Genomic DNA, 12,998 nt, shown 5'->3' on the forward strand with positions numbered 1-12,998 from the left:
CCTCATTTACAGGCCTCCTTTAATTTAAAATTATTATAAAAATATACCCTCAACATCATTTCTTGTATTTATGTTTAAAGACCTTATTACCTTACAAGATAATCTCTTTATTCCAGAGAAGCATTGTATTTATGTATTTTTTATAATACTAAAATATCATATTTTCCATTGATATCTGGATACGCATATGTTGCCATCCAGTTATTAAGAACCAGTGTAACTCATTGAATTATTATACAGATTTTAATAGTTAATATGTCTATGATGGCTATTTTTATGATTATTTGATCTATATAACCATAATGCATTATCTTGGTAACAAATTAACCTTTGATGAGATCATCTGGATAATAAAAAAGAATAGAAATTTTGAAGATGCGATATCTGCCGGTGAAGCTTTTTTGAATATGCCTGGACTGAATTTAGTTGATATAAATCAGGATTTGCTGGCACTTTCAATGAATATCATGAAACGGTATAAAACCAGTCCAAGAGATTCAATTCATGCAGCAACTGCAATAACACAAAAGGCAAACATCATTATATCAGAAGACTCCGATTTCGATAAAATAAAGAAATTAAAAAGAAAAAGCATAATAGATTTTAAAATGCATTAGGTTATTCATTTAGATTCATTCAAAACAAATTACACCTTTCATTATTTTATATCCAAATTTTGTTGAGTCTTAACCACAATAGTTCAGATAGTTATTTAATGAGCGTTGAATAATTATACTGCTGGATCGTATATTTTAAATGCCATTAAATTTTTTATTTGTATCTATTAAATCAATAATCAATATTGTAAGCCTTATTATTGAATATTATAAATTGTATACCTTATATTTTATCATAAATATTATCCATGAATTTTTTAAATTCTTTCCTAAAATTAATTTTTGCCTATGGATATATTTTATTTGCCTTTGTTTTAAATTTATTTTTTTGAATTCCTCTATTCTTAAATTTTTATTTATTATATTATTTATAGTTTCTCTTTGACTGTCTTTTCTATTATATCCTCCACATACGATATGTTTATATTGTCATATTCCATATTTTATTACCTCCTTGGTTCAGAAGAGGTATTTCTCCATGTTATTTAATGATCATTTCATTATTAATAGAGGGTTTATATTTACACAAAATATGGTACACAACTCATAAAATTTCCTGATATATTCAAGGTTTTTTATATTTACCATAAAATCTCTATTTAAAAATATATTTAGAATAAATATTTATTCATTATAAAATAAATAATAAGTTAGAAAATTCAAATTATTAAAAAAATTATTTTATTCAGCAGAAAGCTTATCCCTTAAATCCATGGCTTTCTTCCACGTTTTCTTTCTTATTAGGCCAACATATCCGCCTATGAATACCGCCATGAATATTATTGAGCTAGTGAAACCCACAACAGCGCCATATTTTATAAATAGAACACCCTCTATTATTGAATTGAATGCACCAACAAGGTTTAACATGCCATTATAGAAGCCATATACAGTGCCTGCGGTACCTGATGGTGAAAGGTCTATTGCATTAACAGCCCATGAACCAACTGTGAGGTTCATCATCCCGGCGCCGGCCGCCAGTAAAAGCACTGTTGGAACTAAAAGGTGTGCTGTTCCTGTGAAGTATGATAGGCCTATCATTACAATCATTATGCTCATTGGAAGCAGTGATCCTATTCTTCTGGCATTTACCTTTGAAAATTTCTTTAGGAGCCCATCATTTAAAGGACCGGATCCAAGGAAGCCCGCAATTAGTGCAGTATCAACCGCTGCTGTGTATATTCCGCTGGTGGTTACTGAATGAACAAATGTAGAGAACAGCAGTGTTGGCAGCCAGTATAGGAATGTGTATAAAATATATCCAAATGATAGGAAGATTAAAAGTGTGCCGATGCCTGCCTGTGTTGTAAAAACCATTCTAAGTGTTTTTCTCCATGCATCCTTTGGGCCAACCTTCTTCTCATTGACCTGCTCCTGATTTTTTCCCTCATTTATGTAGTCAAGCTCTGCCTGATTTACGCCCTTATGCTCGGCCGGTGTATCCCTAACATAAAAATACCATATAAGTGCAAATACTATGCCAAGTGCACCAAAGAATATGAAAGGTGCGGGCCATCCAAATAATGCGTATATAGCAACGCCGATGGTGGCTGCGACAACCGGTCCAACTGCCTGGCCTGCACCAGCCCATGTATATGCCTTTGACTCATCATACCTGTTTGTCCATGTTTTCGCACTTTTTGCGTTTACCGGCCAGACAGGCCCTTCTCCTGCACCCATAAAAAGCCTGACAATCAGCATTGAAATAAAATTAAAGGTTGCAGCTGTCAGCACCGTAAAAACAGACCATATGGCATAAAATGTGGCCATGGATTTCCTCAGGCCAAGCTTATCAACAATTGACCCCCCAGGAAAATTAAAGAGTGCATACGCAAGTGACCAGCCAAATAAAATTAATGAATACTCTGATATTCCTGCTCCCGCAACACCGTATGAGGAAATTGACTTCGTCCAGCCGAAGGCGAAGGCATATGCCGGTGCTGTTATTGTCCATATTTCCCTGTCAGCGTAATTGAACATTATTGCAATGAATAGCATTATTGGAATTATCCACCGAACATTGCTTTTTTTCTGTACGTTTACATTCTCCCTTTTGGTTTCTTCTATCATAAAAACACCATCTATATAACATATATAAACTATATATAATATTTAAATTTATTCATAAAGACTTATATAATATAATTATTAATAAAAGAAATCTACTACTTTTTATAAAATATAAAAATACTAATACTTTTTCATAAAATATTCAAACTCGCCGATCATATTATTCTCCCTTTTTTCCTTTTCAATTTCCCTGAGATTATTCCTCCTGATTTTGCCGCTAATTGTTTTTGGGAGGTCATCAACAAACTCTATTATTTCCGGCAATTTATATGATGGCAGCAACTTTTTAACACCATTAAATATGGTTCTGGCAGTCTCCTCATTCTTCTCATGCCCATCCTTTAATACAATAAATGCCTTTACCTTCTGGTATTTAAGCCTATCAGGGCTTCCAACAACGGCGGATTCCAAAACAATACCGGTGGCAATTATTGCACTCTCCACCTCAAATGGTCCAATACGGTAGTCTGATGATTTTATAACATCATCTGACCTGCTGACAAAATAAAAGTTCCCATCGTCATCCCTGTATGCCCTGTCGCCGGTAAGATAATAATTTCCTATGAAGACCTCCCTGTTTTTCTCATCATCAGAGTATCCTAAAAATAAACCGTATGTGCCTTTATAATTTTTTACAGCCATGAGGCCGGGCTCGAAGCTTTTGTTAATTTCGTTCATTTCTTCATCAAGCAAAACAATATTGTATGTGGGCAGCGGCCTTCCCATTGATCCTGGAATTACAGATTTTCCGGGGAGGTTTGCAACCATTGCAGTGCTCTCTGTCTGCCCGTAATAATCCCTGACTGTTGTTCCGAATTTCTCACGCCATTTATTTATAATCTCGGCATTTAAAGGTTCACCGGCACTTACAGTTTCCCTTAAATCCTTAAGTTCAATTCCGTCAAGATTTGCAGAGATAAACTGCCTCCAGGCCGTTGGCGGGGCACAGAAGGAATTAACATGGTATGAACCCAGCACCTCAAGGTATTTTCTAACATTCAGCTTACCGGAATAATCTATTGATAACACTGTGGCACCAGCTGTCAGTGGGGAAAAAACAGAACTCCATGAAAATTTTGCCCATCCCGGTGAGCTTAAATTAACATGTATGTAATTCTCCCTGATGCCTATTGCGGTGGCTGTTGATAATTGTCCTATTGGATAAAGCACTGCGCTGTGGTTCACAGTTTTTGGCATTCCGGTCGTTCCCGATGTGAAGTATTTTATAAAGACATCATTAATGAATAATTTCTCGCCTTCAGCTGTGTTATTTTCATTATTTATCTCCTTAATGTTAATGGCATCATCATAGTTTCCTATTGATATCTTCAATGGCCTATTTTTCAATGACCTTGATATCTTTTTCATATTCTCTGAATCGGCAATTATTACATCAGGTACTATGCTTGAGAACCTGAATTTTAGCTCAAATTCTGTAAGATTTGGGGCCAGTGGAATTAATGTGTATCCAGCCTTAAGGGCGGCCAGCATTATGTACCACTGCTCTGTTAATGCTGGTGACATTAAGTAAATTACAGCAGATTTTTTTATGCCATGTTTCCTTAATAAATTAATTAATTTATTATAATTTGAAATCAACCGGTTATATGAAACCTTAATTTCTATTTCATTTTCCATATTGTAGTATATCACTGCATTTTTATCAGAACCATAAAATTTTTCAAAAATTTCTTGAACCCAGTTGAATGGTTCTGGCGGTTTCATATTTCTTAAATCCTCAAGAATCCTATACCTTTCATCATAATTTTTTTTAACTTTTTCATACAATTCAGTAATGTTCATAAAAAAGAATATATATGGTTAAATAAAAAGTTTTTTATATATTCATTTTTCTTCATTATAAAATAAATGTCTTTATAGGGTTATTCATGAATAAAATATTAAAAATAAATATTTATTAAATATAGTCATCTCTTCTTACAATGTTTTTTGGACTTCCATTAAGGAAGTTTTTTATATTCTTGCAGGCATAAATAAACTGCTGTTCAATGTTATCTGACATGCCACCTATATGCGGTGTTATGATCACATTATCAGGTATTTTTTCATTTATTTTTGGTTCATCCCACCAGACATCAGTGAGATAATATGCGCTGCTATTATTTAAAAAATCAATCATGTCACTATGATTCACTATTTCAGCCCTGCCGACATTTATTATTGCATAGCCATTGAACTTTGAAAGCAAACTTTTATCAACAAAATTCCTTGTATATTTATTTAAAGGCAGTGATATTAATACAAAATCGGATAATTTCATTAATTCATCTGGCATCTTAAACTCAGATATATCATCAGGTTTATAGGTTCTTGTATATGCTATTATTTTCATGCCAAATGCATTTGCAAGTCCTGCAACATGTCTTCCAATTCCACCATATCCAAGTATGCCCAGGGTTTTGCCGTTTAAAACAATGTATGATTTATCATCAAGCCTTTTATAAATGCCATTGTGCAGCTCTGTATTTGACTGACAGATTTTTCTGGTAAATGCAAGCAAAAGTGCCATAACATGCTCTGATACCGGCACAGACCATGCATCGGCATTGCTTGCCATCTTTATGTTTTCTGGTATTAATGAGAAATCCACATGGTTCACACCAGCAGATAGGCTCTGCATAAATACTGTTTTCTTTGATGGTTTGGGCTGCCCTATGAAGAGCACTATGTCGGCATCATCAGAATATCCAGAAACGGTTTCGCATCCTGTAATTTTTCTGCATATTTCATTCATTTTTTCTTTTATTGAATTACCCAATATTGGGGTGTTAACCTGTACCGAGATTTTCATTATTGCATAGTTTATTATTGTTTTAAAAGTTTTTGAGGCAGGAAAATATTTTGGGGTTTTTATGGTTAAAGCAGGAAAACATAGCTTAATCCATAGAAAATTCAGATATTATCATGCAATAATTAATGTTTTGTTAATCCCTGTTCAGTGAACATGTCATGCAGTGCGCCCCGCCATACCCGCCGGTAATCTCGCTTAAATCTATTTTAATGACATCTATGCCGGCATCAAAAACCTTTTTGCTGTCCGGAAACATTCTCCCTGAATTCTCCATGTCGTGAATTGCAATATTTTTTGTATAACTGTCAAGGGCATTTGTTTCAATTAATTTTTTTAGAACCTTTCTTGAATCCACGGCAATTATTTTTCTGTCATTCAGTGTTAAAAAATTTGATGAGTATGCAATTTGCTCGCCAACATCAAGGTCTATAACATTAAATTCCTTGGATTTTATGTAATCATATAAATTTGTTTCATGGTCCTTTTTATAACCATCCCCGGTTTTTACATAAACATCTCCATGTGCAAGTTTTGCAAGGTGCACCGATGTTATCGCAAGGCCATCACCGGCAATGTTGAAATACGTATCAAGGTGCATGTTTATCATGACATTGCTGGCATCAGAGAACTCATATGCAGGATTCCTGACAATCATAATCTCATCGAAATCAATAACGCCAGACCCAATGGCCTCAATGGCACCTGTAATGTCCGTTCTATTCCCTGTGCCTATGAGGGCAAAATCGCCGGCAGGGATAAAATCACCACCCTCGAAAAAACCATCATTAATTTTATTTACATTTTCATTGTATATATCCTTAAAGATAAACTCCATAATTTCAGGTTCAGCATCCCTCTGGCGCATTCGCATTCTTCCCATCAATATGCCGCTGGAAACTGCCTGCTGGTCTCTCATAAAATAGAGATTGGCCAGTGGAAGATTGGAATCGACAGTCGGATACTTTAGGGAATTAATATAATTATCCAGATTAATTGAAAATTTCATTAAAATTGCGTTAAAAAGTGATTCTGAATCAATATGATCTATGTTTTTTTCCAGATAATTCCTTGCTTCAAGTGCGGCCCGCTGGTTGCCTGAAAAGTTTATTTTAGACAGTGCAATATCCTCCAGTTTTTTCCTGAAATTCTTATCATCCTCTGATTTTTTAATTACAATATCCTTTAAAATGTCCACATGGACACCATTTTCCCTGAGCACATTAACAAGATTCTCATGCTCTCTTACAGCCATTGAATATTTAAAAGGCCTCTCAAAAAGAAAGTGTTTTGGGGCAAAAAGCGCATATGTTACCTCATTGCCCGGGGAGTGCATAACCACATTTTTTAAACGTCCCCATTCCCTGTCTATTTTCATGTGCTAAAATAATATATTGTCTATTAAAATTTTGGTATGAAAAATAATATTTAATAATCTTTTATTTTAAATATGGATTATTTTTTATTTCTCAGGTATGCATCATCCCCTGTTATCCAGTCTGTTCTTATCGGTGAAAATATATCAATATCAAGTGTGTCCTCAATGGCGACTGCCTCGTGCTTAACATTTGAAGGTATTCTTAAAATTTCACCCTCTCCGACGGTAATTTCAGAGCCATTTATCCTGAATTTTAATGCACCCTTCATAATCCATGTCATCTGCTCATTTTCATGGCTGTGTTCAGGCACAACAGCACCCTTTTTTATCTCAAGCCGGGCTATCATTACTTTATCGCCGTAAATCATCTGCCTTGATAATAGGTCGGTAAGGTTTTCCTTTTTAACACCATCCCATGTAAATTTTGTTAATTCAGTCATTATTAATTGTAAACCATATCATTATAAAAACTTTATGAGAAAAACTTTTTCATTTATTTACCAATTTTTGGACTAAATAAAATTATTAATACACCTTATAACATTAAACATCATGATATCTTTAAAAAACAAAAATGGTATAGTATGTGCTGGGAGCAGCGGCATAGGTGCCGGTATTGTATCGGTTCTTGCATCATATGGTGCAAATATAACCACATTTTCAAGAAACACTGATAAATTATTAAGGGTAAAGAACGAAATACTTAATAAAACCGGAAATGAGATTAACATAATAAAGGCTGATCTTTCCAGTAAAAATGACTTATTAAATGTTATAAAATCCTCAAGGGAAAGGTATGGAAGCATAGACTTTCTGGTAATGAACTATGGAGACCCAAAGGTGGATGAATTTTTAAATCTTTCTGATGATGACTGGGAATACAATATAAACATGATGTTAATGTCAACGATTAATCTCACAAAATGGGCCCTTGAGGATATGATAAAATCAAAAAATGGCAGGATTATCTATGTTACCTCCATGACAACAAAGAATCCCCTAAAAAATTTTGCCATATCAAACACATTAAGGTCAGGCATAGTTGCACTGGGAAAAACATTATCAATAGAGCTGGCTCCAAAAAATATAACAGTTAATTCAATTTCACAGGGATATTTTTACACTGACAGGCTAAAAAACATTATAAGGAAAAATGCAAGGGATTTAAATATTGATGAAGCTGATGCAGAGAAATCAATACTTGAACAGATACCTGCAGGGCGTTTTGGTAATCCCGAGGAAATAGGCCATCTTGTTGCGTTTTTATTATCCGATGATGCATCGTACATAACTGGAACAAACATACAGATAGATGGCGGGGCGGTGAAATCAATTTAATAAACATATTTTAATTTTAATAATATTAAAATATTATTTTTTAATGTAAATCCATATGATACCAAGGGTAATGACCGTGGCCAGCACGGATTCAGGCGGTGGGGCTGGCATTATGGCGGATTTAAAGACTTTTACCGCAATGAAGGTTTTTGGCACGGCCGTTGTTGTTTCACTAACCGCACAGAACAGTGTTTCTGTTAAATCAATTTATGAACTGCCAGTATCATTTATAAATGATGAGATGGATGAAATTCTTGATGATATTGGCACAGACGCCTCAAAAACCGGCATGCTTTATTCATCAGAAATTATAAACGCCGTTTCTGAAAAATTTAAACAGTATGACGTAAAAAATATTGTTGTTGACCCTGTTATGGTTTCAAAAACCAATGTCAGGCTGCTGAGGGAGGATGCAATAGATGCCATGGTTAATAATCTTATGAAAATATCATATTTAATTACGCCAAACATACCTGAGGCCGAGGTCATATCAGGTCAAAAAATAAACAATGCAATGGATATAAAATCTGCCGCAAGGGCAATTTATGAGAAGACAGGCACCAATGTACTAATTAAGGGCGGCCATTACAATGGATATTACTCAGATGATATTCTCTATGACGGCCATGATTTTTACAGCTTTAAGGGTAAAAGAATAGAAACAAAGAATACACACGGCACCGGTGATACATTATCAGCATCCATAGCATCATATCTGGCAGGCGGCCACAATCTTTATGACTCTGTATCCATGGCCAAAAAATATATAGAGGGTGCGATAAAATACTCATTTCCCATGGGAAAGGGTTATGGTCCGCTTAACCATTTCTGGATGATAAAATGACAGGAAAAATATCCAAAAAATTTTTTGATGAGAATATAATATCAAGACTCGGTTCAGAATCAGATGACATAGTGGTTAGGCCTGAAAATGGTGTGGATGTTGGCATTATAAAATCGGGTGATAATTATATAGCGGTGACGACAGACCCCGTATCCATTAATATAAACTTTGGGCTTGAAAGGGCTGCATGGTTTGCATTCCATATACTTTTATCGGATCTTTACACCGCCGGCATGAGGGGAGGATACATGAGCATAGACCTTAATTTACCCTTAAAGATGACCGATTCAGAATTTAAAATTATCTGGGATGTAATAAACAGGGAATGCGAAAAATATGGAATATCCATTATAGCAGGTCATACAGCAAGATATTCAGGGACAGATTATCCAATGATAGGCGGTGCAACACTTTTTTCCATAGGCAAAAAATACATTACAACAAAAAATGCCAGGCCTGGAGACAAAATAATACTTGCCGGCAGTGCGGCCATGCAGACAGCATGCATGCTTCTTTATGCATTTCCGGAATATTCAAAAAATAAACTTGATGATAACACCATAAATGAAATAAATAATCTATTTTATAAACTTACATGCGTCAATGCCGAGATCATTTCAATTAATTTTGGAATATATAATAGGGTCACATCAATGCATGACTGCACCGAGGGTGGAATATTAAATGCGGCATATGAGATAGGCATGGCCTCAGGCAACGGCATTTATATAAATGCTGATAAGATTTTAGTATATAATTCTGTTAAAAGAATCTGTAAAATTTTTAATATTAACCCATTAAGGACAATAAGCGAGGGGACACTTCTTATAACTGTCAGGCCGGAATATGCCGATGACCTGATTTCACAGTTAAATAAGGGTGGCATAGATGCATCAATAATTGGTGAGGTTCTTGATAAATCCTCCGGCATTAAAATGGATTGCATGGGCAAAAAAATTGATATAAATCCGGAGGACGATCAGATATGGACAGCGCTTGAAAAATATAGGGAAATGGGGGTAAGATAATGGAAATTAAGGGTTTATATCTGGTAACTCCTGATTATTATAATGATAAAATTTTTGATATAACAGAAAAAGCGCTTAAAAACGGTGCAAATGTATTGCAGTACAGGGATAAAACAAATAATTATAAAATCAGGATGTATGCAGGGAATAAATTTAGAAAACTTGCCGATGATTATGGCATTCCATTCATAGTTGATGATGACCCGGTGTTAATGGAGATTATTAACGCTGATGGCGTTCATATCGGCAAGGATGATGTGCCATTTGAATTTTTAAAGGAAATATATAGGGATAAAATCATAGGGGTATCAACATACGGTGACATTGACCTTGCATTAAAATACGAAAAGCTTGGTGCAAGCTATGTTGCCTTTGGATCCTTTTTTAACACCACAACAAAAAAGGATGCAACAATGTGTGATATAAATATACTTAAATATGCCAAAAACATTAAAATTCCTGTTTTTGCCATAGGCGGAATCACACTTGATAACGTTGATACGCTTTTAAGGTATTCAATTTCCGGCGTGGCAGTGGTTTCTGCAATATACTCATCAAACGACCCTGCAGCTGCCACCACTATGTTCATACAAAAATTAAAAGAATACAATAAATTATAATATTATTTATATATTGCCTCTTGGGTGCATATAAATGAAGATTGAGCAGGCCATGATCACACAGCTGATGGTTCTTTTAAATGTCAAAAATGGGAAGTACCGGCCATCAGAAATATCAAAGGAACTTGGCATAACACTCCAGGGTGTTGTTTACCACATGAAGATCCTAAGGGATAAGGGCTATATAGGAAGTGACAATAAAATTACCAAGGAGGGTTTTGACTTTCTTTACAATGGCCTGAATACAATAGAGGATTTTGTTCACAGCAGCCTTATAAATATAGATGCCTCACTAATCTGGGAGGCAATTCCGGATAGGGACATAATACCCGGGCAGAAGGTGTATTTATACATGCAGGATGGCTATCTTCATGCATCACCGGATGTTAAAACAGGATCATACGGTGTATCATGCACGAGGAGCAATGCTGGAAAATGTGCCGGGATTACAGGGGTTAAGGGGTTAATAGATGTTAAAAAGGCAAAGATAACAATAATGCTTTTAAAAAATATTGAAAAGATAGAAAATCTGTGCGATTATGAAAAAATTATTTTACAAAAAGTGTCCTCTGTGGAATATGACCTTGCCGGGTCCGTGGGGGAACTTGCATACACAGTATTAAGGGACGGTGGAATTAAGAATAACCTTGAATACAATGCCATAGGTGCAGGCTTTGAGGCCGCAAAAAGGGGTTACAGCACTTTAATATTAATATCTGACAGGTTATTCCATTTCACCATAAATGATATAAGGGAGTTGCAGGCAAAAAATCCTGAAATAGAAATAAATTATATACATGTTTAATAAATATAAAAATAAAAATATATTAAATTAATTATTTATATTTTGACCTAGTCCTTTCTATAATTATAATTGCCTAAGAATAAAAATAAAAATTTTCCATTTTAAAAAATATTTAAATATAAGGTTAATATTAACTCTCTTGTTGAGGTGAAAAAATTTATGGAGGACGATGAAAGTGGTAGTAGGGGTGCACATAATTGCGGATTTATACGGTGTAGATGCAGGGTTAATATCTAGCGCTGACAGCATTTCTCCACTTATGGAAAATGCCATAAAAGAGGGGAATTTGACAAAAATCTCATCACAGTACTATCAGTTCAGGCCCATGGGGGCCAGTGGAATAGCGCTTCTGGCTGAATCCCATCTCTCATTTCATACATGGCCTGAATACGGGCTTGTTACCCTTGATATATACACGTGTGGTGATCGGAGTAATGCAGATAAGGCATTCAATTATCTTTTAAATGTGCTTAAACCCACCAGCATAGAATATAAGAAACTTGAGAGGGGAAATAAAGTAGATGACAATGTTACAATAACGGATCCATCACTAATGCTGTGATTAATTGAAAAAATCCATAATTATATACCTTTTTTCCCTGTTAATTTATGATATCCTTGTTTTATTTTACAGAATAGATATTAGGTTTAAATTTGTCATAATTTTTGCCATATTAATTTCCATAACCGGCATATACCTTTCAAGCGATATATTTACCGATGTTGCCGCCAAAATTGGCAAAAAATTGGAATTCTCCGGAAAAACTGTGGGAATTTTAATTCTGGGCATTGCATCCGTTTTTGATGAGATTGTCATGTCCCTCATGGCCGCCCTTGAGGGTCATGGGGAAATCAGCTTTGGGTCAATCCAGGGATCAAATACACTTGTTATGCTTGCATTTTTCATTATTATACCATTTTATTATATGAAAACCTTGAAAACCTACCGCCTCGATGCAGTATTTATACTTGCATCATCAATAATTATCCTTGCATTCTCATTCATATATGAGGATATACCTGCATACATTGGCATTATTCCCATGATAATATTCATTATCTATTTTTATATTATAAACAGAAAAAATGTAAAAACAAATACGGCACCAGAATTTGAGGATTATCCATACATATACGGATTAATATCGTTACTTGTAATTGTTCTAGGATCCTATGCCATGATAAGCAGCGCAATTGTGATTTCAAACATTTTTAACATTACCAGCTTTTTTGCATCATTTATTCTTCTTGGTGTCTTTGGGTCAATACCTGAAATAACAATGGTTGGCATAAGCTTGCACAGGCACCGCGTGGGTGAATCAACAGGATTGATTACCGGCAGTACTGTTTATAAAAACACACTTGTTTTTGCACTTGCCGCATTTACATCTGAATTAACGCTTAAGAATAGCTATTTTTCAATAATTTTAATGCTTATAATAAGCATAATCTTCCTGATAATTACTGTATTTGCCAGATAATTTATGGA

Annotated in this window: 13 protein-coding genes; 8 read left to right on the top strand and 5 right to left on the bottom strand. The window is 34.8% G+C overall.

The window, feature by feature from the left end:
- Window positions 1-302 precede the first annotated feature (302 nt).
- Window positions 303-617, top strand: a complete 315-nt coding sequence (locus TZ01_RS01580; protein ID WP_048101045.1) for a PIN domain-containing protein — start codon at window positions 303-305, stop codon at window positions 615-617.
- 681 nt (window positions 618-1,298) lie between these two features.
- Here TZ01_RS01580 and TZ01_RS01585 read toward each other — a convergent pair.
- From TZ01_RS01585 to TZ01_RS01605, 5 genes are all read right to left on the bottom strand, one after another.
- Window positions 1,299-2,687 carry an MFS transporter gene (locus TZ01_RS01585; protein WP_197065840.1) on the bottom strand — a complete coding sequence of 463 codons (1,389 nt, stop codon included), beginning with the start codon at window positions 2,685-2,687 and terminating at the stop codon, window positions 1,299-1,301.
- Window positions 2,688-2,807: 120 nt separating this feature from the next.
- A complete protein-coding gene (locus tag TZ01_RS01590; protein WP_048101046.1) occupies window positions 2,808-4,490 on the bottom strand; it encodes an AMP-binding protein in 1,683 nt (560 codons plus the stop codon).
- A gap of 115 nt (window positions 4,491-4,605) precedes the next feature.
- Window positions 4,606-5,499 (bottom strand): 2-hydroxyacid dehydrogenase, encoded by an 894-nt coding sequence (locus TZ01_RS01595; RefSeq protein WP_052656669.1) that lies wholly within the window; start codon window positions 5,497-5,499, stop codon window positions 4,606-4,608.
- A gap of 133 nt (window positions 5,500-5,632) precedes the next feature.
- On the bottom strand, window positions 5,633-6,874 hold the full coding sequence (locus tag TZ01_RS01600; RefSeq protein ID WP_048101047.1) for an arginine deiminase family protein: 1,242 nt from the start codon (window positions 6,872-6,874) through the stop codon (window positions 5,633-5,635).
- Window positions 6,875-6,951: 77 nt separating this feature from the next.
- On the bottom strand, window positions 6,952-7,314 hold the full coding sequence (locus TZ01_RS01605; protein ID WP_048101048.1) for a cupin domain-containing protein: 363 nt from the start codon (window positions 7,312-7,314) through the stop codon (window positions 6,952-6,954).
- Between the two features lie 112 nt (window positions 7,315-7,426).
- Between TZ01_RS01605 and TZ01_RS01610 the strand changes: the two genes are divergently transcribed.
- From TZ01_RS01610 to TZ01_RS01640, 7 genes are all read left to right on the top strand, one after another.
- Window positions 7,427-8,212, top strand: coding sequence for an SDR family oxidoreductase (locus TZ01_RS01610; RefSeq protein ID WP_052656670.1), 786 nt, complete (start codon window positions 7,427-7,429; stop codon window positions 8,210-8,212).
- 55 nt (window positions 8,213-8,267) lie between these two features.
- Complete coding sequence (thiD, locus tag TZ01_RS01615) at window positions 8,268-9,056, top strand: bifunctional hydroxymethylpyrimidine kinase/phosphomethylpyrimidine kinase (protein ID WP_048101050.1); 789 nt, start codon at window positions 8,268-8,270, stop codon at window positions 9,054-9,056.
- Window positions 9,053-10,084 carry an AIR synthase family protein gene (locus TZ01_RS01620; protein ID WP_048101051.1) on the top strand — a complete coding sequence of 344 codons (1,032 nt, stop codon included), beginning with the start codon at window positions 9,053-9,055 and terminating at the stop codon, window positions 10,082-10,084. The genes thiD and TZ01_RS01620 overlap by 4 nt, the downstream gene beginning before the upstream one ends.
- A complete protein-coding gene (gene thiE, locus TZ01_RS01625) occupies window positions 10,084-10,704 on the top strand; it encodes a thiamine phosphate synthase (RefSeq protein WP_048101052.1) in 621 nt (206 codons plus the stop codon). Before TZ01_RS01620 ends, thiE begins: the two co-directional genes overlap by 1 nt.
- A 34-nt stretch (window positions 10,705-10,738) precedes the next feature.
- Window positions 10,739-11,509: a transcriptional regulator gene (locus TZ01_RS01630; protein WP_048101053.1), complete on the top strand. Its 771-nt coding sequence runs from the start codon at window positions 10,739-10,741 to the stop codon at window positions 11,507-11,509.
- 169 nt (window positions 11,510-11,678) lie between these two features.
- The gene (gene speD / locus TZ01_RS01635; protein ID WP_048101054.1) at window positions 11,679-12,071 is read left to right on the top strand and encodes an adenosylmethionine decarboxylase; all 393 of its coding nucleotides are present in this window, start codon (window positions 11,679-11,681) and stop codon (window positions 12,069-12,071) included.
- A gap of 4 nt (window positions 12,072-12,075) precedes the next feature.
- Complete coding sequence (locus TZ01_RS01640; RefSeq protein WP_048101055.1) at window positions 12,076-12,990, top strand: hypothetical protein; 915 nt, start codon at window positions 12,076-12,078, stop codon at window positions 12,988-12,990.
- The last annotated feature ends 8 nt before the right edge of the window (window positions 12,991-12,998 follow it).

It is taken from the genome of Acidiplasma sp. MBA-1 (genome assembly GCF_000949015.1).
Classification (GTDB): domain Archaea; phylum Thermoplasmatota; class Thermoplasmata; order Thermoplasmatales; family Thermoplasmataceae; genus Acidiplasma; species Acidiplasma aeolicum.

Bases quoted from the DNA above. Each gene is read 5' to 3' on its own strand.
- thiD (WP_048101050.1), top strand. From the start codon at position 8,268: ATGATACCAAGGGTAATGACCGTGGCCAGCACGGATTCAGGCGGTGGG.
- speD (WP_048101054.1), top strand. From the start codon at position 11,679: ATGAAAGTGGTAGTAGGGGTGCACATAATTGCGGATTTATACGGTGTA.
- TZ01_RS01580 (WP_048101045.1), top strand. From the start codon at position 303: ATGCATTATCTTGGTAACAAATTAACCTTTGATGAGATCATCTGGATA.
- TZ01_RS01595 (WP_052656669.1), bottom strand. From the start codon at position 5,499: ATGAAAATCTCGGTACAGGTTAACACCCCAATATTGGGTAATTCAATA.
- thiE (WP_048101052.1), top strand. From the start codon at position 10,084: ATGGAAATTAAGGGTTTATATCTGGTAACTCCTGATTATTATAATGAT.
- TZ01_RS01620 (WP_048101051.1), top strand. From the start codon at position 9,053: ATGACAGGAAAAATATCCAAAAAATTTTTTGATGAGAATATAATATCA.
- TZ01_RS01605 (WP_048101048.1), bottom strand. From the start codon at position 7,314: ATGACTGAATTAACAAAATTTACATGGGATGGTGTTAAAAAGGAAAAC.
- TZ01_RS01610 (WP_052656670.1), top strand. From the start codon at position 7,427: ATGATATCTTTAAAAAACAAAAATGGTATAGTATGTGCTGGGAGCAGC.
- TZ01_RS01590 (WP_048101046.1), bottom strand. From the start codon at position 4,490: ATGAACATTACTGAATTGTATGAAAAAGTTAAAAAAAATTATGATGAA.
- TZ01_RS01630 (WP_048101053.1), top strand. From the start codon at position 10,739: ATGAAGATTGAGCAGGCCATGATCACACAGCTGATGGTTCTTTTAAAT.
- TZ01_RS01585 (WP_197065840.1), bottom strand. From the start codon at position 2,687: ATGATAGAAGAAACCAAAAGGGAGAATGTAAACGTACAGAAAAAAAGC.
- TZ01_RS01600 (WP_048101047.1), bottom strand. From the start codon at position 6,874: ATGAAAATAGACAGGGAATGGGGACGTTTAAAAAATGTGGTTATGCAC.